Origin of the sequence: Allobosea sp. LjRoot9, from assembly GCF_964252745.1 — a bacterium.
GTDB lineage: Bacteria > Pseudomonadota > Alphaproteobacteria > Rhizobiales > Beijerinckiaceae > Allobosea.
Window position 1 is genome coordinate 83,577 of sequence record NZ_CAXUPC020000006.1, and the last position, 19,990, is coordinate 103,566.

19 protein-coding genes are annotated in these 19,990 nt (G+C 66.9%); 13 read left to right on the top strand and 6 right to left on the bottom strand.

Annotation, left to right across the window (positions count from 1 at the left end; translation table 11 throughout):
• Positions 1-38: 38 nt before the first annotated feature.
• Positions 39-749, top strand: a complete 711-nt coding sequence (locus tag ACSQ3P_RS21860; protein ID WP_436167588.1) for a DUF1428 domain-containing protein — start codon at positions 39-41, stop codon at positions 747-749.
• Positions 750-832: 83 nt separating this feature from the next.
• Here the strand turns inward: ACSQ3P_RS21860 and ACSQ3P_RS21865 are convergent, their stop codons facing one another.
• Positions 833-2,059, bottom strand: a complete 1,227-nt coding sequence (locus ACSQ3P_RS21865) for an SMP-30/gluconolactonase/LRE family protein (protein ID WP_436167589.1) — start codon at positions 2,057-2,059, stop codon at positions 833-835.
• Between the two features lie 366 nt (positions 2,060-2,425).
• On the opposite strand from ACSQ3P_RS21865, the gene ACSQ3P_RS21870 reads away from it, so the two are divergent.
• Together ACSQ3P_RS21870 and ACSQ3P_RS21875 are read left to right on the top strand one after the other, a co-directional pair.
• Positions 2,426-3,259: a sulfite exporter TauE/SafE family protein gene (locus ACSQ3P_RS21870; protein WP_436167590.1), complete on the top strand. Its 834-nt coding sequence runs from the start codon at positions 2,426-2,428 to the stop codon at positions 3,257-3,259.
• 13 nt (positions 3,260-3,272) lie between these two features.
• Positions 3,273-3,761 (top strand): N-acetyltransferase family protein, encoded by a 489-nt coding sequence (locus ACSQ3P_RS21875; RefSeq protein WP_436167591.1) that lies wholly within the window; start codon positions 3,273-3,275, stop codon positions 3,759-3,761.
• 225 nt (positions 3,762-3,986) lie between these two features.
• Here the strand turns inward: ACSQ3P_RS21875 and ACSQ3P_RS21880 are convergent, their stop codons facing one another.
• Both ACSQ3P_RS21880 and ACSQ3P_RS21885 read right to left on the bottom strand, forming a co-directional pair.
• Positions 3,987-4,163, bottom strand: a complete 177-nt coding sequence (locus ACSQ3P_RS21880) for a DUF1289 domain-containing protein (RefSeq protein WP_436167592.1) — start codon at positions 4,161-4,163, stop codon at positions 3,987-3,989.
• Positions 4,160-5,032 carry an adenosylcobinamide-GDP ribazoletransferase gene (locus tag ACSQ3P_RS21885; protein WP_436167593.1) on the bottom strand — a complete coding sequence of 291 codons (873 nt, stop codon included), beginning with the start codon at positions 5,030-5,032 and terminating at the stop codon, positions 4,160-4,162. Before ACSQ3P_RS21885 ends, ACSQ3P_RS21880 begins: the two co-directional genes overlap by 4 nt.
• 115 nt (positions 5,033-5,147) lie before the next feature.
• On the opposite strand from ACSQ3P_RS21885, the gene cobT reads away from it, so the two are divergent.
• Positions 5,148-6,179 (top strand): nicotinate-nucleotide--dimethylbenzimidazole phosphoribosyltransferase, encoded by a 1,032-nt coding sequence (cobT, locus tag ACSQ3P_RS21890; protein WP_436167594.1) that lies wholly within the window; start codon positions 5,148-5,150, stop codon positions 6,177-6,179.
• Between the two features lie 7 nt (positions 6,180-6,186).
• On the opposite strand, the gene ACSQ3P_RS21895 is transcribed toward cobT, so the two are convergent.
• The gene (locus ACSQ3P_RS21895) at positions 6,187-7,068 is read right to left on the bottom strand and encodes a LysR substrate-binding domain-containing protein (RefSeq protein WP_436167595.1); all 882 of its coding nucleotides are present in this window, start codon (positions 7,066-7,068) and stop codon (positions 6,187-6,189) included.
• Positions 7,069-7,330: 262 nt separating this feature from the next.
• On the opposite strand from ACSQ3P_RS21895, the gene ilvD reads away from it, so the two are divergent.
• Positions 7,331-9,172, top strand: a complete 1,842-nt coding sequence (ilvD, locus tag ACSQ3P_RS21900; protein ID WP_436167596.1) for a dihydroxy-acid dehydratase — start codon at positions 7,331-7,333, stop codon at positions 9,170-9,172.
• Positions 9,173-9,230: 58 nt separating this feature from the next.
• Here the strand turns inward: ilvD and ACSQ3P_RS21905 are convergent, their stop codons facing one another.
• Entirely contained in the window at positions 9,231-10,748 is a 1,518-nt protein-coding gene (locus ACSQ3P_RS21905) for a sensor histidine kinase (protein ID WP_436167597.1), read from the bottom strand.
• A gap of 86 nt (positions 10,749-10,834) precedes the next feature.
• Here ACSQ3P_RS21905 and ACSQ3P_RS21910 point away from each other — a divergent pair, with 86 nt between their 5' ends.
• From ACSQ3P_RS21910 to ACSQ3P_RS21945, 8 genes are all read left to right on the top strand, one after another.
• A complete protein-coding gene (locus ACSQ3P_RS21910) occupies positions 10,835-11,386 on the top strand; it encodes a thermonuclease family protein (RefSeq protein WP_436167598.1) in 552 nt (183 codons plus the stop codon).
• Positions 11,387-11,657: 271 nt separating this feature from the next.
• Complete coding sequence (locus ACSQ3P_RS21915) at positions 11,658-12,152, top strand: MarR family winged helix-turn-helix transcriptional regulator (protein ID WP_436167599.1); 495 nt, start codon at positions 11,658-11,660, stop codon at positions 12,150-12,152.
• Between the two features lie 51 nt (positions 12,153-12,203).
• Positions 12,204-13,040: a carboxylating nicotinate-nucleotide diphosphorylase gene (gene nadC / locus ACSQ3P_RS21920; RefSeq protein ID WP_436167600.1), complete on the top strand. Its 837-nt coding sequence runs from the start codon at positions 12,204-12,206 to the stop codon at positions 13,038-13,040.
• A gap of 22 nt (positions 13,041-13,062) precedes the next feature.
• Entirely contained in the window at positions 13,063-15,114 is a 2,052-nt protein-coding gene (gene phnN, locus ACSQ3P_RS21925) for a phosphonate metabolism protein/1,5-bisphosphokinase (PRPP-forming) PhnN (protein WP_436167601.1), read from the top strand.
• Positions 15,115-15,247: 133 nt separating this feature from the next.
• Positions 15,248-16,237 (top strand): ABC transporter substrate-binding protein, encoded by a 990-nt coding sequence (locus ACSQ3P_RS21930; RefSeq protein ID WP_436167602.1) that lies wholly within the window; start codon positions 15,248-15,250, stop codon positions 16,235-16,237.
• Complete coding sequence (locus tag ACSQ3P_RS21935) at positions 16,234-17,082, top strand: ABC transporter ATP-binding protein (RefSeq protein WP_436167603.1); 849 nt, start codon at positions 16,234-16,236, stop codon at positions 17,080-17,082. Before ACSQ3P_RS21930 ends, ACSQ3P_RS21935 begins: the two co-directional genes overlap by 4 nt.
• Positions 17,079-17,828, top strand: a complete 750-nt coding sequence (locus ACSQ3P_RS21940) for an ABC transporter permease (protein ID WP_436167604.1) — start codon at positions 17,079-17,081, stop codon at positions 17,826-17,828. The genes ACSQ3P_RS21935 and ACSQ3P_RS21940 overlap by 4 nt, the downstream gene beginning before the upstream one ends.
• Before the next feature lie 38 nt (positions 17,829-17,866).
• Positions 17,867-18,655 carry an ABC transporter permease gene (locus ACSQ3P_RS21945; RefSeq protein ID WP_436167605.1) on the top strand — a complete coding sequence of 263 codons (789 nt, stop codon included), beginning with the start codon at positions 17,867-17,869 and terminating at the stop codon, positions 18,653-18,655.
• Positions 18,656-18,740: 85 nt separating this feature from the next.
• On the opposite strand, the gene arsJ is transcribed toward ACSQ3P_RS21945, so the two are convergent.
• Entirely contained in the window at positions 18,741-19,985 is a 1,245-nt protein-coding gene (arsJ, locus tag ACSQ3P_RS21950) for an organoarsenical effux MFS transporter ArsJ (protein WP_436167606.1), read from the bottom strand.
• Positions 19,986-19,990: the final 5 nt, after the last annotated feature.

Here is a 19,990-nt window from a genome sequence, read left to right on the forward strand (position 1 = left end):
ATTGCTCTAACCCACCTCGAACCCATGGGAGTGAAGCCATGACCTATGTGCAGGGATTCGTCGTCGCCGTTCCGGCCGCGAACAAGGAGGCCTATCGCAAGCATGCCGCAGAGGCCGCCCCGATCTTCAGGGAGTTCGGCGCGACACGCATCGTCGAGGCCTGGGGCGACGACGTCCCCGACGGCAAGCTGACCGACTTCAAGGGCGCGGTGAAGGCGACGCCGGACGAGGTCGTCGTCTTCTCCTGGCTCGAATTTCCCGACAAGGCTGTCGCCGACGCCGCAAATGAGAAGATGATGAGCGACCCGCGCATGAAGGAGATGGGCGCGTCCATGCCCTTCGACGGCAAGCGCATGATCTATGGCGGCTTCGCGTCGCTTGCCCAGCAGGGCGCCAGCAGTGGCATGGCCTATGTCGACGGCATGGTCGCGGCGGTTCCAACCGGCAACAAGGACGCCTATCGCGACTTCTGCAAGCATCATGGCGCCGTTCTGTGCGAACACGGCGCCGCCCGCGTCGTCGACAGCTGGGGCGAGGATGTCCCCGACGGCAAGCTCACCGATTTCAAGCGGGCGGTGAAGGCGACCGGCGACGAGAAGGTGGTCTATTCCTGGATCGAATGGCCCTCAAAGCAGGTCCGCGATGCCGGCTGGCAGAAGGTCATGGCCGATCCGCGGATGCAGCGCGAGATGCCCTTCGACGGCAAGCGCTTGATCCATGGCGGCTTCGCACCGATCCTCGACGCGTAGGGCCGCCTGCTTGGCCGCCGGAATGATGGAGAAGCCCCGGAGCAGACGCCCCGGGGCTCCTCCATGAGTGACATCAGGCTGGCTCAGCCCGGCCCAGCCCCCTGCGTCGCAAGATACACCGCGTAGATCGACTGGCTCGCGGCCATGAACAGCCGGTTTCGCTTGGGGCCGCCGAAGCAGATATTGCCGCAGACCTCCGGCAGCCTGATCCGGCCGATCACCTTGCCGGCCGGGTTGAACACCGTGACGCCGTTATAACCGACATTGCGCCCGGCATTGGACGAGGCCCAGAGATTGCCCTCGACATCGCAGCGCAAGCCGTCCGGCCCGCAATTGATGCCGTCGATCATGCAATCCGCGAAGAGCTTCTGGTTCGAGAGCTTGTTGTCGGCGCCGACATCGAAGACATGGATGTCGCCCTTGCCGCCCGGCCCGGTGTCGCCCGGTCCCTTGCCGGTCGAGGCGATGTAGAGCTTCTTGAAATCGGGCGAGAAGCACAGGCCGTTGGGGTCGGGCACCTGCTGCTCGGTGGCGACGATGTCGAGGCGCCCGCTCGGATCGAGCCGGTAGGTGTTGGTCGGCAATTCGCGCTTCGCCAGCCCGATGCCGGGCAACTGGCCGAGCCGCGGATTGATCTTGCCACTGGCGTTGCTTGGGCCGCCGGCCGCGTCCGGTGCGCCCTCATAGAGCTGGCCGCCATAGGGCGGATCGGTGAACCAGTAGCTGCCGTCGGGATGGGCGACGATATCGTTGGGCGAGTTCAGCTTCTTGCCCTGGAAACTGTCGGCGAGCACGGTCGCCGAACCATCGAGCTCATAGCGCACGACGCGGCGGTTGAGATGCTCGCAGGAGAGCTGCCGGCCCTGGAAATCGAAGCTGTTGCCGTTGCTGTTGCCCGAAGGCGCGCGGAAGACGCTGACACGCCCGTCATCCTCGATCCAGCGCATCTGGCGGTTGCGCGGAATGTCGCTCCAGACCAGGTATTGCCCTTGTGCGTTCCAGGCCGGCCCCTCGACCCAGAGCCCGCCGGTCCAGAGCCGTTGGATCGAAGCATTGGGCTGCGCCAGGCCATTGAAGGACGGGTCGACCGCGATGACGTCAGGATCCCAGAAATAGGTCGTAGGCTGACCGTGCGGGCTGAAATCGCGCGGTGGGTTGGTGATGGTGGTCGGCGGTGCGGCGGGGGTGGCTGCAGTCTGCGCCAGAACGGGGCCGGCTGCCGCGGCGAGCACGCCGGCGCCGGTCGCTCTGATCAGGGCTCGCCGCGAAAGCGCGCCTTGCTGGGATGTCGCTTCATAGGGGTCTGTCATCATAACCTCCCTCAATTTTTATTGATTGAAACGATTTAGTCCGGGTGCTGCGTGCCCTCTCCGAGTGGTCTCCGATCCTTTCCGATGATGGGTTGCAGCGGCGTCGATTTCAAACGTTTAGAGCATCGCTCCTGCGAAGGATGCGGTCTCAGGATCAGCCGCACAGTTGCGCGCGGTCGAGCCCCCGTGGCAAGGGGGCTGCCTTGCCGCAGCCGCATGGGATGAGCCCCGCCGCGGTCCGGCTCTTGCTTGCCTGGCTCCTGTCCAGTCCTTTCCTATCTCGGCATGCCGGCCCTGCCGCAGGCGCCTTGCCGTCGCGGGCGAAATCGCCCACAGGATGCACCTGAAAATCACCGGGCTCATCCCATGTTTGCTGGAATACCGATCGGCGATCTCGTCTTCCTCGCCGTCTCGCTCGTCATCGCAGGCGCCTTTACCGGCGTGCTCGCAGGCCTTTTCGGCGTCGGCGGCGGCGCGGTCATCGTACCCGTGCTCTACGAGGTCTTCCGCGTCATCGGCGTGCCCGAAGAGGTGCGCATGCCGCTTTGCGTCGGCACCTCGCTCGCCATCATCATCCCGACCTCGATCCGCTCCTTCAACGCCCATCGCGCCAAGGGGTTGGTCGATCTCGACATCCTCAAGGTCTGGGCCGTTCCGGTCGTGCTCGGCGTCATCCTCGGCAGCTATGTCGCCCGCTTCGCGCCGCCCGATCTGTTCAAGATCGTCTTCGTCGTCGTCGCGGTCGCCAGCGCCATGCGCCTGCTCTTCGCCTCGGATCGCTGGCAGCTCGGCTCCGAGATGCCGGGTCGGCCGCTGATGACGGTCTATGGCGGCGTCATCGGCGTACTCTCGGCCCTGATGGGTATTGGCGGCGGCCAATTATCGAGCCTGTTCATGACCTTCTATGGCCGTCCGATCCACCAGGCCGTCGCGACCTCCTCGGGGCTGGGCGTCCTGATCTCGATCCCCGGCGCGCTCGGCTTCATCTACGCCGGCTGGCCGAAGATGAACGTGCTGCCGCCGCTCTCGCTCGGCTATGTCTCCTTCATCGGCTTCCTGCTCTTCATCCCGACCTCGATCTGGACGGCCCCGATCGGCGCGCGCCTGGCGCACAGGCTCTCGAAGCGCAAGCTGGAGGTGGCCTTCGGGCTGTTCCTGCTGGTCATCGCCGCGCGCTTCCTCTGGTCGCTGCTTGTCTGAAGGAGGGCAGGTGATGACTGCTCAGGCCCGGCAAATCCGCATTCGCCCTCTCACGGAAGCCGACCATCCGGCGCTGGTGGCGCTGATGGTCGAGATGCAGGGGCATTACCGCGTGCCGTGCCCGGAGCCGGCGCAGATCCTGGCCGGCATCGCGTCGCCGCCTGCCGGCGTAGAGCTTCTGATCGCTGGGGATGGCGCGGCGCTGCTCGGCTTCGCCGCGGCGGCGGCGATCTATCCGGGACCCGGCCTGACCTCGGGCTTCTTCCTGAAGGAGCTTTACGTGGCGCGTGAGGCGCGCGGAGCCGGCATCGGCCGCGCCCTGATGCGCGCGCTTGCCGACCTCGCCTTGGCGCGCGGCCATAAGCGTCTCGACTGGACGGCGGACGCCGCCAATCCCGAATTGCTGCGCTTCTATGAGAGCCTGGGCGCAGTCGCGCAGCGGGAGAAGATCTTCTACCGGCTGGCGGGCGAAGCGCTCGTCGCGACAGCCCGAGCCGAGTGATGTCAGCTGGAACCACACCGTCATTCCGGGGCAGGTCGAAGGCCTGAGCCCGGAACCCAGAACCGATGCGTGTCGTCGTGAAGCGAGCCTGCTCCCCGTGCCTCCTCAGGCTGCGGCATCGGTTCTGGGTTCCGGGCTCGATCCTGCGGATCGCCCCGGAATGACGGCGGTGTGTCCCGAGCAATTCATCCCGCTCTGGTAGCACCGCTACGCAAGACGAAGCGGTCAGCTTCGTTGCGCCCGCATGCGCTCCGGCAGCAGCGCCATCACCGCCAGCCGCTGCGCCTCGCTCATGCCGGCCCATTGCGCGATTTCCCGGAGCGTCCGGCCGCAGCCCTGGCAGAGCTTGCTGGCGGGGTCGATCACGCAGATCTTGACGCAGGGACTGGATGCCGCCGTCACGGCTTGGCCGCTCCCAGCATGAGCGCGAAGCCGAGATAGATCGCGATTTCCGAGAGCTGCTGCATTGCGCCGACGATATCGCCGGTCTGCCCGCCGATCAGGCGGCGGCAGAGCCGCTTCAAGACCGCCCCGGTGCCGAAGCTCAGGAACAAGCCGAGCACCAGGCCGAAGGGCGGCAAGGAAAGCCAGGTGTCGAGAGCGATCGCAAAGGCCGCCGACAGGCAAAATGCGATCAGGGCCGTGCGTCCTGTCGGCCGGCCGACTGCCACCGATGCGCCCTCCCTGCGCGCCGGTTTCTCGGTCGCGAGCAGATAGATGCCCTCGCTGCGCGACCAGGGCGCGGCGATGAGGACGGCGCCGGCTGCCGCCCAGGGGCCTGCCGCCGCCAGGATCGCGGCCAGCGCGGTGACCCGCAGCAGCAGCGACAATCCCAGCGCCATCGCGCCAAATGTGCCGACGCGGCTGTCCTTCATGATCTCCAAGCGCCGCTCCGGACTATGTCCGCCAAACAGCCCGTCGGCTGTGTCGGCGAGACCGTCCTCATGGAAGGCCCCGGTGGTGAGCACGAGCGCGGTGACGGCGAGCGCGGCTGACAGCGTCGGGTTGATGCCGGCCAGGCCTGCGCCCAGCACGAGCAGTGCCGCCGGCAGCGCGATGAGGAGAGCGGCCAAGGGCAGGGCGCGCGGCACCAGCCGGAAATCCGGCATGGCGTGAGCGTCGCCCTCGCTCGCCAGGCGCGGAAACGGCAGCCGCGAATAGAAGCGCACGCAGATCGCGGTTGCCGCCAGCCAGCCCGGCCAAGTCGGCGCGTCTTGAAATGACGGCTCGTCTTGCCCAGCGTTTGCGTTCTCGGCCTGCGTCTCGCTCATGCCGTCTCGTTGTCCTCGATTGTCTTCATGCGTCCGAGCCTATAGCAGCAGCGGCGAGCCGGCCGCCATGGCGAAGCGCCCGGTGCCTTTGTCCGCATCGCCCGACGAGACGCCCATGCCCGCTTCCGGCTTGCCCTTCGACGATATCCGCCAGCTCATTGCCGCCATGCCTGGCCCCGACATGGCCGCGGCCAATGCGGTGCGTGCCCGCGACAAGGAATTGACCAAGCCCGCCGGCAGCCTCGGCCGCATGGAGGAGATCGCCGAATGGCTCGCCGCCTGGCAGGCCAAGCCGATCCCGCGCGTCGACCGGCCGCTGGTCTGCGTCTTCGCGGGAAATCATGGCGTCGTCGCCCAGGGCGTCTCCGCCTTTCCGCAGGCGGTCACGCGCCAGATGCTGGAGAATTTCGCCGCCGGCGGCGCGGCGATCAACCAGATCTGCGCGGCCTTCGATATCGGCTTCAAGGTCTTCGACCTCGCGCTCGACCTGCCGACCGGCGATTTCACGCAAGGCGACGCGCTCGACGAGCGCGCCTGCGTCGCCACCATGGCCTTCGGCATGGAGGCGCTCGCGGGCGGGGCCGATCTGCTCTGTCTCGGCGAGATGGGTATCGGCAACACCACCTCGGCAGCCGCGATCTATGCCGCGCTCTATGGCGGCGATGCCGCGATGTGGTGCGGCCGCGGCACCGGCGTCGATGATGCGGGGCTGAAGCGCAAGGTCGCCGCTGTCGAAGCGGGGCTTGCCCTGCACGCGGCCCATCTGCGCGACCCGCTCGAGGTCCTGCGCCGCTTCGGCGGACGCGAGATCGCGGCGATCTGCGGTGCCATCATCGCCGCACGCTCGCAGCGCATCCCGGTCATTCTCGACGGCTACGTCGTCACCGCTGCCGCCGCCATCCTGCACGCGCTGGAGCCGTCATCGATCGACCATTGCCTCGCCGGCCATCTCTCGGCCGAGGGTGCGCATGCGCAGGTGCTGGCCCGGCTCGGCAAGCAGCCGCTGCTGGCGCTCGACATGCGGCTGGGCGAGGGCACGGGGGCGGCGCTCGCCGCCTCGCTGGTCAAGGCCGCCGCCGCGATCCATTCCGGCATGGCGACCTTCGCTCAGGCTGGTGTGGCGGGGAAGGGGACGGCGGAGGCCTGAGGCGTCGTCAGGCTTCGCCCTGGCCGCTCTCGTCGCCGCTTTGCGTCAGCGCCTGCCGCAGGAAGTCGCGTAGCGCCCGCATGGCGGGGCTGGCCCGGCCCGGCGCCATGTGCAGCGCGATCTCGGAGGCCGGCAGGGCCGGCAATCCGTCGGCCGTGTCGAGCAGGCGCAAGCCCGGCCGCGCCGTGCCGGCCTTGACGATGGTCACGGCGGCGCCCGAAGCCGCCATGGCCTCGACCGCGCCGATGCTGGAGCTGCTGAACAGGATGCGCCAGCTCAGCCCCGCCGCATTCAGGGCAGCTAACCCCCATTCCCGGTACATGTTGGGGGCGCTGAGCAGAGCCAGCTTGAGGGGCTCCTCCAGTGACAGACCATGCCGGTCCGAGCAGGCCCAGAGTGTCCGTTCGCTGCGCAGCACCTCGCCGCGCCCGTCGCCCTGCTTCTGGGTGGTGAGCACGAGGTCGAACTCTTCGCCGAGCCTGGTCAGCAGATCGCGGGTGAAGCCGGTCGTGACCTCGAGCTCGACATCGGGATGGGAGCGGACGAAGCGGGCAAGCGTCTCCGGCAGCACGATCGTGGCGTAGTCGTCCATCACCGCCAGCCGCACCGGTCCGCTCACGCTCTGCGCATCGGCGACGTCGAGCGCTTCGTCATGCAAGGCCACGATGCGGCGCGCATAACCCAGGAAATCCTCGCCGGCGCGCGTCAGCGCCACCTCATGGGGCGAGCGCTGCAGCAAGGTGTGGCCGACCAGCTCCTCCAGCCGGCGCACCTGCGAGCTGATCGTCGACTGGCTGCGGAACAGCGCTGCCGCCGCCCGCGTAAAACTGCCCTTCTCGGCGATGGTCACCAGGCAGCGCATCAGGTCGATGTCGATGTTGCGGATCATGCGGTGTCTTCCCGACGCGCCTGCCGTCGAAACCTCCGGCCATACCTGGTTATGCCAACTCCGGCGGGCCGCCTCCAGCCACTTGCGATCGGTAATGCCGATCCTGGAAATCGAAGAATTCAATTTTGCCGGCGATGCAGCAGCGATTAGAGCAGGATGCGAAAAAGTGGAGACCGGTTTTTCGCGTCGATCCTGCTCTCACTCTTTGATGAGTGCCGGCGATATTTTGACGTCCAGTCTCCCGGGGCGGAGAGGGTGAACCATGCCGAAGCTGAGATCCGACACCACCACCAAGGGCCGCAACATGGCCGGCGCGCGCGGCCTGTGGCGCGCCACCGGCATGAAGGACAGCGATTTCGGCAAGCCGATCATCGCCGTGGTCAACTCCTTCACCCAGTTCGTGCCGGGCCATGTCCATCTCAAGGATCTCGGCCAGCTCGTCGCCCGCGAGATCGAGCAGGCCGGCGGCGTCGCCAAGGAGTTCAACACCATCGCGGTCGATGACGGCATCGCGATGGGCCATGACGGCATGCTCTACAGCCTGCCCTCGCGCGAGATCATCGCCGACAGCGTCGAGTACATGGTCAACGCCCATTGCGCCGACGCCATGGTCTGCATCTCGAACTGCGACAAGATCACGCCCGGCATGCTGATGGCGGCGATGCGGCTCAACATCCCCACCGTCTTCGTCTCCGGCGGGCCGATGGAAGCGGGCAAATACATCGCCGAGGGCGTGCTCAAGAAGGTCGACCTCGTCGATGCGATGGTCGCCGCCGCCGACAGCAAATATTCCGACAGCGAAGTCGATGTGATCGAGCGCTCCGCCTGCCCGACCTGCGGCTCCTGCTCGGGCATGTTCACCGCCAATTCGATGAACTGCCTGACCGAGGCGCTGGGGCTGGCGCTGCCGGGCAACGGCTCTGTGCTGGCGACGCATGCCGACCGCAAGCGCCTCTTCGTCGAGGCCGGGCACCTGATCGTCGACATCGCCCGGCGCTGGTACGAGCAGAACGACGAGAGCGTGCTGCCGCGCAATGTCGCAAGCTTCAAGGCCTTCGAGAACGCGATGACGCTCGACATCGCCATGGGCGGCTCGACCAATACGGTGCTGCACCTGCTCGCCGCCGCCCATGAGGCCGAGATCGCCTTCACCATGGCCGATATCGACCGGCTGTCGCGACGCGTGCCCGTGCTGTGCAAGGTCGCGCCCTCCGTGGCCAACGTCCATATGGAGGATGTCCACCGCGCCGGCGGCATCATGGCGATCCTCGGCGAGCTCGAGCGCGCCGGGCTGATCGACACCTCGCTGCCGACCGTCCATGCGGCGACGATGGCTGAGGCCCTGTCGCGCTGGGACATCACACGCACACAGAGCGAGGCGGTGCGCTCATTCTACAGCGCAGCGCCTGGCGGCGTGCCGACCCAGGTCGCCTTCAGCCAGGAGCGCCGCTTCGAGGAGCTCGATCTCGATCGCGCCGGCGGCGTCATCCGCGACAAGGACCATGCCCATTCCAGGGATGGCGGGCTTGCCGTGCTGTCCGGGAACATCGCGCTCGACGGCTGCATCGTGAAGACGGCCGGCGTCGACGCCTCGATCCTGAGCTTCTCCGGGCCGGCGGTGATCTTCGAGAGCCAGGACGCCGCCGTCGAGGGCATCCTCAACCGCAAGGTCAAGGAGGGCGACGTTGTCGTCATTCGCTATGAGGGGCCGCGTGGCGGGCCGGGCATGCAGGAAATGCTCTATCCGACGAGCTATCTGAAATCGAAGGGGCTCGGCAAGGCCTGCGCGCTGGTCACCGATGGGCGCTTCTCGGGCGGCTCGTCGGGGCTTTCGATCGGCCATGTCTCGCCGGAAGCGGCGGAGGGCGGCGCGATCGGCCTCGTCGAGAATGGCGATATCATCGCCATCGATATCCCCAACCGCGGCATCAGCCTGCAGGTCTCGGAGGAGGAGCTGGCGCGCCGGCGTGCCGCGATGGAGGCCAAGGGCAAGGACGCCTGGAAGCCCACCGCGCCGCGCAAGCGCAAGATCACGACCGCGCTCAAGGCCTATGCCGCGATGACGACGAGCGCCGCCAAGGGCGCGGTTCGGGTCGTGGACTGAACTTGGGGGCGAATGGCCCGGCGAATGGCGAAGCGTAGCATCTTCGCCATTCGCCTGTTCAGGCTGCCCGCGTCGTCGGTTCCGGCAGGGCCGCCAGCGTATCCATCACCCGCTCGGCCGGGAGCGTGATCGTCACTTCGGTTCCGGCGCGCGGCTTCGATTTCAGGTGGAAGCCGCCGCTATGCAGGTCGATCAGCCCCTTCACGATCGGCAGGCCGAGGCCTGAGCCCTGCTCGGCTGTCTTGATCGCCAGCGAGCCGCGCCCGAAGGTCTGCAGCACGATCGGGATTTCATCCTCCGGGATGCCCGGTCCCGTATCGGTGATCGAGACATATTGCCCGCCATTGGCGGTCCAGCCGACCTTGATCGAGATCTCGCCGCCCTGCGGGGTGAACTTGATCGCGTTGGAGAGGATGTTCAGCACCACCTGCCGGATCGCCCGCTCATCGGCCCAGACCTTGGGCAGATTCGGCTCGATCGCCTCGCGGATCGTCTGGCCCTTGGCCTTGGCGCGCAGGTTCAGCATGTGGCGGCAATCATCGGCGATGGCGGCGAGCGAGAGCGCCTCCTCGTTCAGCTCGTATTTGCCGGCCTCGATGCGCGAGAGATCGAGGATCTCATTGATCAGCTCGAGCAGATGCTGGCCCGAGCCGTGGATGTCGGCGGAATATTCCTTGTAGGCGGCGTTGGCGTGCCCACCGAAAACCTCGTTCTTCATCACCTCCGAGAAGCCCAGGATCGCGTTGAGCGGCGTGCGCAATTCATGGCTCATCGTGGCCAGGAAGCGCGATTTGGCGAGGTTGGCTTCCTCCGCCTTGCGCCTGGCCTCGTCGGAATTGGCGGTCGCGGTTTCCAGCTCCGCGATCAGCGCGTCCTTCTCGGCGCGGAATTCGATGGTCGAGACCGAGCTGGCATAGAGCCGGTTGGCCAGGAAGATGAAGAAGAACTGGGCTGAAGCCGCCATCAGCGCCATCGTCACGCTGTCGATGTCGTTACGGCCCCAGAAGAACAGGCCGATGCCGACGGTGATCGGAAGCAATCCGGCATAGACCGCAATCGGAATCGAGGCCGACAGCATCACGGTCAGCGCGCTGACGATCAGCAGGGTCGTGGTGACGAAGACCTTGGCGCCTGGCGCGCTGCTCTGCGCGAACAGCAACAGGATCAGGGACCAGGTGAAGCCATGGACCCCTTCCGCCAGGGCGAAGAGACGGCGCCACAGCCCGATCCGGACATCGCCGGCCTCCTGCGCGAGGAAACGCCGACACAGGATCACGATGACCAGGGAGCTGAGGATGACGGCGCCGACCCAGGGCGCGACCCTGGAGATCGGTGTCCACAGGCAGGCAGCCGCCGCGATGCAAAGTGCCAGCACCAGCGTGCCGACCGTGCCGTTCATGCGGTATTGCGCGAACAGGCGCAGCAATTCGTAGTCAAAGGCGCGTACGAGCCCGGTCGATGAGGTCAGTCGCTCGCGTACCGACTTGACCTCGCGCGTGACGAGCTTGCGGCGCGCCAATGCGTTCGGGTCGGGCCCACGCCCGCGTTGCACCTGTTCAGCCGTGACTTCTGCCATGATCGAAGCAAAAATGTCCTCGCCCGGCAGCGCAGGATGCACCGCCGGCTCGCCATCATGGTCGGTAAATCGTTAAGCTCTTCCTGATGGCGCGCTTCGGATTCGGTCGTTTCAGGTCAGGCCCCTTCGGCTGGCGGCGCGTCAGCCGGCTGGTCGATCTCGTGGTCGCCCTTGGAATCCTTGGTTTATTGGCGATAGCGGGCGCCGTGCTGCAATATCGGCTCGGGCCTGCGCGCATGCTGACCGGCGCGGCGCAGGCGATCGACGGCGACTCGCTGCGGCTGAACGGCGAGGAATTGCGCCTGGAAGGGCTGGATGCACCCGAATACCGCCAGAGCTGTACGACCAAGGCGGGCAGGCCGGTCGATTGCGGACGTAGCGCGCGCCGCGCCCTAGCCGATTTGCTGGAGCGTGGCCTCGTCACCTGCGAGATCGGCAAGATCGATCGCTACGGCCGCGGGCTTGCCCATTGCCGCGTTGGCGAGATCGACATCAATGCCGAGCTGGTGCGGCAGGGCCAGGCGGTGGCCTATGGCGGCTATCGCAGCGAGGAAGAGCAGGCGAGGGCGGCCGGGCGCGGGCTCTGGGCGCTCGACTTCGAGCGGCCCGAGACCTGGCGACGGGAACATCCGCGTTAGGCGACGACACTAAGAGCCGGGTTTCCCCTATAAACAGGGTACACTCTTCTTTCTGGTCGACAGCCTGCGGCGCGGAATCCTTGCCCTGGTTCAAATTGCTCATTTTTTGGATTATTTTTGCCGCATGCGGCGGCGCCGCAGCTGCAAAGCGCTATTGACGCCCCCTTTGGAATAGTGTGCACTCTATAAATCGAAGAGTTTAAAAGCACTCGCATCTCACAAATACTCGCGTCTTTCACAAGCACCTGTGTCTCCCAGCGGAAGGACTCGCATGCTCGCGTCAGGACAGTCGGGACCGGCGCAAGAAGCCGTCGAGAACCAACTAGCCGCCGAGAACGCGGCCCGCGCGACGCCGCCTTACGACGTCACCGAGCAGATCGGCTACCTGCTGCGGCGCGCCTATCACCGGCATCTCGCGATCTTCCAGGAGCACATCGGCGACCCGCAGATGACGGCGGTCCAGTTCGCGACTTTGTGCGCCCTCGAGCGCCAGGGCCAGGCCTCCCAGAAGGATCTCATCGCCGCCACCGCGATCGACCAGGGCACGATCCGCGGCATTCTCGAGCGCCTGCAGGCGCGCGGCTGCATCACCCTCGACAAGGATCGCCAGGACGCCCGCAAGGTCCTGGTCGCGATCACGCCGGCGGGGCGGGCCCTGCTCGACGAGATGATCCCGCGGGCGCGCGAGATCACGCACCGCACCTTGGCGGAGCTCAATCCCGCCGAGCAGGCGGCGGCGATCTTCGTTCTCAGGAAAATGTTCTGACCCGCAACCCGTTCGCATCCAACCCGTTCGCATCATCGTGAGGCAAGACGCATGTATGACCGCTTCTCCGCACTTCGCATGATCGACCTCTGGCTGGCGGAGGACATCGGCTTCTTCGACCTGACTGCCCAGCTGATGATCGATCCCAAGGCCCAGGCTACCTTTCACATGAATGCGCGCGAGCCGATCACGGTCGCCGGCATCGAGGTCGCCGCCGCTGTCTTCACGCGCTACGAGCCGTCCTGCCAGGTGGAGCTGAAGGTCGAGGATGGGCAAGCCGTCGACAAGGGCGCGGTGCTGATGATCGTCAGCGGGCCGGCCCAGGCCCTGCTCACCGCCGAGCGCGTGGCGCTCAACATCGTCCAGCGCCTGTCGGGCATCGCGACCGAGACCGCGAAATATGCCGCCGCCATCGCCCACACCAAGGCGCGGCTGCTCGATACCCGCAAGACGACGCCGGGCCTGCGGATGCTGGAGAAGCATGCCGCCGCCTGCGGCGGCTCGCTCAATCACCGGCTCGGGCTCGACAATGGCGTGATGCTCAAGGACAACCACATCGCGGTCTGCGGCAGCATCTCTGAGGCGGTTCGCCGGGCGAAGCTGAAGGTTCCGGCGCTGACCAAGATTGAGGTCGAATGCGACCGGCTGGAGCAGGTCCGCGAGGCGCTGGCGGCAGGCGCCGATGTGATCATGCTCGACAACATGGCGATCCCGGCGATGCGCGAAGCCGTTCTCTTCGTCGCTGGCCGGGCGGCGCTGGAGGCCTCGGGCGGGATCAGGCTCGATACGATCGCGGCGATCGCCGAGACCGGCGTCGATTACGTCTCGACGAGCCGGCCGCTGCAATCGGCGCCGGCGGTCGATATCGGCCTCGACGAGCCGCGCTGACGAGGCAGGCGGACGAAACCCGATGAAACCCGGCATTCTCTTCGTCATTGTTGGTGCGAGCGGTGTCGGAAAGGACACGCTGATCGCCGGTGCGATGGCCACTCTTGCGGCATCGGGCCGCTATGTCGCCTGCCGGCGGGCGATCACGCGCGCGGAAGGGCCGGGCGAGGATCACGAGCCCGTCTCTCCCGAAGAGTTCGAACGCCGCGTCGCGGCCGGCGGCTTTCTGCATCGCTGGCAGGCGCATGGGCTGAGCTATGGGCTGCCGATCGAGCTGCGTGCCGAGCTGGAGGCCGGGCGCCATGTCATCGCCAATGGCTCGCGCGGGGCCTTGGTGGGGCTTGTGGACGTCGTGCCGCGCCTCGTCGTCGTCGAGATCACGGCGCCACGCGCCAGGCTGCGGGAGCGCCTCTTGGCGCGTGGCCGCGAGACCGCCGCCGAGATCGACCTGCGCCTCGACCGCAGCCCCGATCCGCTGCCGGAGGGGATCGAGCTCCTGACGGTCGCCAATGATGCGACCGTCGAGGCCGGGATCGAGAAGCTTGTCGCGGCGATCGAGAGCGCTGCCGCGCGCATGGCGCTGCGCCGCATGCCGATCCATGCGGGGCGCACGAACATGGCGTTCCTGCCGCTGGACAGCAGCGCGGTGCCGGCTGCGACCTATGCGGGCAGCGGGCGCATCGAGCTCATGGCCGCCGGGCGCAGCGTGCGGGCCGCGGTCAGCATGGTCGAGCCGGGCACGCTTCTCGGCGACGACGAGATCGGTCTGTCGACCGAGGCCTTCGATACGCTCGCGCTGCCGGAGGGCCATAGGGTGTCGATCAGGCGGACGCCGACACCTGGCAGCCGCGCGCTGCTCTGCCGCAAGATCGATGGCGGGCGCCTATGCGCCGACGAATACGAGACGCTGTTCCGCGACATCGTCGAGGATCGCTATCCCGAGAGCGAGGTCTCGGCCTTCCTGGTCAAGACGATCCAGAACCTCGACGATGTCGAGGTCGTCGCCGTCGCCCAGGCGCGCTGCCGCTTCATGGCCAGGATCGCCTGGGACGCGCCGATCGTCGTCGACAAGCATTCGCTCGGCGGTATTCCCGGCAGCCGCATCACCCTGATCGTGGTCCCGATCGTCGCCGCCCATGGGCTGCTGATGCCGAAGACCTCGTCGCGCGCCATCACCTCGGCATCGGGCACGGCCGATGCGATGGAAGCCGCCTGCCGGGTCGACCTGACGGCTGCCGATGTCGCCCGCGTCGTGCGTCAGACCGGCGCCTGCATCGCCTGGAACGGCCGGCTCAACCATTCCGCGCTCGACGACGTGGTCAATGCGATTACGCGGCCGCTCGGCCTCGACAGCAACCGCTGGTCGGTCGCCTCGATCATGTCGAAGAAATGGACCTCGGGATCGACCCATGTCGCGGTCGATTGTCCCTACGGCCCCAACGCCAAGCTGAAGACCCTGACTGACGCGCGCGAACTCTGCCGCGTCTTCGAGCTGGTCGGCGCCGGGCTTGGCCTCACGGTGCGTGCGCTGGCCACCGACGGCAGCAGCGCGATCGGCCGCGGCATCGGGCCCGCTCTGGAACTGCGCGATGTCGGCCTGGTGCTGGATTGCGACCCGGCGGCCCCCAGTGATCTGCGCGAAAAGGCCCTGACCTTCGCCGCAGAGATCCTGTCCTTCGATCCCGCGATCGGCGATTCCACACGCGGACGGGCGCGAGCCGAGGCGCTGCTGGCGTCCGGCGCGGCGCGCGAGCGCTTCGACCGTATCGTGGCGGCGCAGGGACGGACAGTCCGGACCGAGCCGGGACCCCTGACCCATGTCGTGCGGGCGGCGCAGGCGGGCCGCGTCACCGCCATCGACGGCTGGCAACTGGCCGGTGTCGCGCGCAGCGCCGGCGCGCCGGCGGTCAAGGCGGCAGGCATCGATCTTGCGACCTCGGTCGGACAGCGCGTCGCGGCCGGCGGGGCGCTCTACACCATTCACGCGACGGGAGCGGCCGATCTGGACGCGGCCATCGAGCTGTCGTCGAGACGATCGGGCATCACGCTGAGCGAGGTTTTCGAGACGGTCTGAGTACGGTCGGGGCCTGCTGACCGCGAGCGGGACCTTGCTGATCACGGGGCTTGGCTATCCACGGGCTTTGGCTATCAACTGCGGCCGCGTTCTCCCCTTCGGAGTGCGGGCGGCGATTTTCGGGAGAAATCGTATGGCTTTCAAGACACGCAGTAAGGCTCGATCCCTGGCGGTGGCGGTGGCGTTCGCCGCGACATCGATCCTGTCCGGCGCGGCCGGCGCGGTCGAAATCTCGATCACGCAATGGGGCGCCAGCCTGTATGGCGCTCCGGTGGCTGTTGCAATCGAGCAGGGCGATTTCAAGAAGGCCGGCATCGACGTGACTGGCGTGGTCGGCTCGGGTGGCGGCGGCACGAGCGTTCGCAACATCCTGGCGAGCGATGTGCCCTATGGCGAGGTTGCCACGGCCGCCGCCCTGGCGGCCGCCCGGCAGGGGCTGCCGGTCGTGCTGATCCATTCCGGCACCCGCACGGTCGCCGAGGCCAGCCTGGTGACGATGCCGAATTCGGAGATCAAGAGCCTCGAGGACCTCGTCGGCAAGAAGGTCGCGATCACCTCGCCGAAATCGACCTCCGAAATGGTCTTCCTGATGGAGCTGGCGGCGAAGGGTATCGACGCCTCGAAGATCCAGCGCGTAGCGTCCGGCGGCTATACGCAAGGGCTGACCATGCTGGAACAGGGAGCCGTCTCGGCCGCCGTCCTGATCGAGCCGCTCTCGATCCTGCGTAGGGACCGCTACCGCACGGTGATCGCGGCCAAGGGCCTGCTGCCGGCGATGACGACTTCGGTCGGCATCACCACCCGCGACTTCGCCAAGGCCAAGCCCGAACAGCTGAAGGCCCTGATCGCGGGCCGCCGCATGGGCGTGCAGGCGATCTACCGCGCGCCGGAAGCCGCCTCCGACATGGTCGCCAAGCAGTTCAACATGGATCCCGGCCTGGCCAAGGTTGCGATGCTGAACATGATCGAGCCGCAGATGTGGAGCGAGGGCGCCTTCAGCACGGCCGAGCTGAACCGGATCGGCGAGGGCCTCAAGCTCGTCGGCGAAATCTCGGCCCTGCCGGATTGGGGCGCGCTGATCGACCGCTCCTTCCTGCCGGCCGACCTCAAGGCCGACCAATGACGGTCCTCGCCTTGGCGTCGCGCGACGCGCCGAAAGCAGCCGAGCCGCCGGCCGCGAGCCTCAGGGGCGTGACACGCCATTACCGCTTCCCCGGCAGCGGCAAGACGCTGCACGCGCTGGGGCCGATCGATCTCGACCTCCGGCAGGGCGAGTTCTTCTCGGTCGTCGGTCCGTCGGGCTGTGGAAAATCGACGCTGCTCGATGTGCTGGCGGGGCTGAACCCGCCCAGCGAAGGCACGGCGAGCTTCGAGGGCAAGCCGATCGCCGGCGTGCCCGACGGCATCGGCGTCGTCTTCCAGGAGGATGCCTCGTTTCCCTGGCTGACGGTCGAGGCCAATGTCGCCTTCGGCCTGAAGCGGGCCGGTATAGGCCAGGCCGAGATCGATCGCCGCGTCGATTATGCCGTCGGCTTCATGGGTCTGCGCGATTTCCGGCAATCCTATCCGGCGCAGCTCTCGGGCGGGATGCGCCAGCGCGTCTGCATCGCACGCACGCTCGTGCTGCAGCCGCGGCTGATCCTGCTCGACGAGCCTTTCGGTGCGCTCGACCAGCAGACCCGGCTGATCATGGGCGACGAATTGCTGCGGCTCTGGCGCGAGACCAGGGCGACCGTGCTGCTGATCACGCATTCGCTCGACGAGGCCGCGATGCTGGCCGACCGTGTCGGGGTGATGTCGGCGCGGCCGGGCCTGTTCATCGACATCATCGAGACCGGCTGGCCCAGCGACCGCGACAGCCGGATCGTCGCCGATCCGCGCTTCGGCGAGATGACCGGCCGGATCTGGGAGAAGCTGCGCACTGAGACGATGAAGCACATGCAGACGCAAGGCGCCGGACCGCGATGAGGTATCGTGCGCTTGTCACCCTGGCCGTCGTGCTGGCCTGTGTGCTGGCGCTGGAGCTGGCCTGCGCCTTGGGCTGGGTCGCCAGGACCGTGATCATCCCGCCCAGCGAGATGGTCGGCAGCCTCCGCGACATCCTGTGGTCGGGCGAGTTCAACCGCGCGATCGCCCTGACCCTGACCAATGTGATGATCTCGGTCGTGATCTCGATTTCGGCGGGGTTCGTGCTGGGTGTGGCGATCCACGCCAGCGATTTCCTGCGGCGCGCGGTCGAGCCCTATCTCGCAAGCTATTACGCCGTCCCGACCTTCATCTTCTATCCGGTCTTCATCGTGCTGTTCGGCGTCAACAGCGCCGCCATCATCGCCATCGCCGTGCTGCTCTCGATCGTAGCGATGATCACCGCCACGATGAACGGCCTCGACCGGATTCCGACCGTGCTGCTGCGCACCGCCCGGATCATGCGCCTGTCGCCGGTCAAGACCGCGCTCCTGATCCAGCTGCCGGCGGCGGCGCCGTATTTCTTCACCGGAGCGCGGCTGAGCGTGGCCTATTCCTTCATCGGCGTCATTGCCTCGGAGTTCATCCTGTCGGGCGACGGGCTCGGCTACGCCATCGCCTATGCCTACAACAATTTCGAAAACCGGCAGATGTACGGGCTGATGCTGCTCATCGTGATCGCGGTCACGGTCGTCAACATGACGCTCGACAGGCTCGACCGCCGCCTGCAATCGCGCCTGCGCCGCTGAGGTCCAAGATGCCGAGCAAAACCTTGTCGAGCAAAGCCATGCCGAGTAAAACCCTGCCGAGCCAAACCTTGCCAGGCGAAGCCTTGCGAAACATCGTGCCGCCGATCGTGCTGGCCCTGGTCCTGATCCTGTGCTGGCAGGGCCTGCACCTCGCCACCGCATCGGGCGCAATCAGTTCGCCCGCCGCGACCCTGGCGCGGCTCGTCGTCTTGATGGGGAGCGGCCGTTTCTGGCTCGACGTCGTCGAGACCGGCACGGCCTTCGCCTGGGCGCTGGTGCTGTCGATCGTGCTCGGCATCGGGCTGGGCGTCGTGCTCGCTCTGCTGCGACCGGTCGGGGAGGTGATGGAGCCGATCCTGGTGACGTTCTACTCGCTGCCGAAGGTGACGCTTTATCCGCTGGTGCTGCTGATCTTCGGGCTCGGAATGCCGGCGAAGGTCGCCTTCGGCATCATGCATGGGCTCGTGCCGATTACGCTGCTGACACGCAACGCCATCACCCAATTGAAGCCGGTCTATCTGCGCACGGCCAAGGTGATGCGGCTCAGCGCGTTCGAGGCGGTGCGCTCCGTCGTTCTGCCGGCGATCATTCCCGAACTCGTCGCCGGCATCCGGATCGGTTTCTCGCTGAGCCTGCTCGGCGTCCTGATCGGCGAAATGTTCGCCTCGAAGCGGGGCCTGGGCTTCACCGCCGTCAACGCGATGGGCCTGGGCGATCTCGACACGATCATGGCGATCGGCGTGTTCCTGGCGCTCTTCGCGGTGCTGGCGAATGGCGGGCTCCTGTCGCTGGAGCGCGCGATCCGCCACCGCTCGGCCGGCCGCTAGAGTGTTCTCGAGCGAACCGGTATCCACTTCGCTCCGCGTAGTCATCGCCGATCGAGCCGCGGGATGCACCTGTTGAAGGCTGCTTTCAGCCTTGTGCAGCTACAAGAGTACCGCGTCTTGGCAGTGCAAGCGTCGCGAGGAAGCAGGCTGCCAACATCAGTGCGGAACCGATCAGGCAGGCTGAGATGCCCCCGACTTGGTAGAGCAGGCCCGAAAGAAGCGTCCCCGCGAAGCGGCCGAGCGCGTTCGCCGCATAGTAGAAGCCGACATCCTCTGCCGATTTCTCAGAGCCGGCATAGGCCAGGATGAGGTAGGAGTGCACTGAAGAATTCACTGCGAAAGCGAAGCCGAAGACGCATAGCCCGACGACCAAAACCATGTCAGCGGGCAGGCCAGCGGTGCTGGCAAGGACCGCGGCGATAGCCACCGGCACGACGGCAAGGGCCAAAGACCACATCCGCGCCGCCGGCACCTCCGCCGAAAGCCCGTCGGAGCTCCTCTTCACGAATGCGGGCGCCGCTGCCTGAACGACACCGTATCCGATAGTCCAGAGCGCCAGAAAGGTGCCGACCATGGTGAAGGTCCACCCGGACGCATAGAGGAACACCGGCACGCCCACCACGAACCAGACATCGCGTGCGCCAAACAGCGCGACGCGGGCGAGTGCCAGCAGGTTGACGGCCCGGTTCTTGGCGAAGAGCTCGCGGGCAGTCTTGCTGGCTTTGGCCTTGCCGAGCATCGCCGGCAGCGAGGTGACGACGCCCAATAGGATCAATGCGAGCATGGCCGCCATCGCCCAAAGCGCGCCAGGGAAGCCCAGCGCCTCCAACAGCAGCCCGCCGAGGAAGAAGCCGATGCCCTTCATCGCGTTCTTCGAGCCGGTGAACCAGGCGACCCAGCGGAACAGGCGGCCCTCCGCGTCTTCGGCCTTGGCGGTGGCTTCCGCCACCTTGATTGCCGATTTCGAGGCGGTCTTGGTCAGATCCTTGGCGACCCCGCAGATTCCCTGCGCCATGACGACCCAAGTCACTGAGGCGGCCGCGGTCCAGTCCGGCGAAAGGCCCGAGAGCAGCAGGAATCCCGCGATCTGGGTCGTCAACCCCACCGCCAGCATGCGGGTGATGCCATAGCGAGCCGCGAGCCAGCCGCCGATCAGGTTGGCCGCGATGCCGGCGGCTTCATAGAGAACGAAGAGGAAGGCGAGCGTGAACGGCGAATAGCCGAGCCTGAAGAAGTGCAGCAGCACGAGCATCCGCAACGCGCCGTCGGTCAGGGTGAAGCCCCAATAGGCGGTGGTGACGATGGCATAGTTGCGCGAGCCCTCGGTCATGGGCC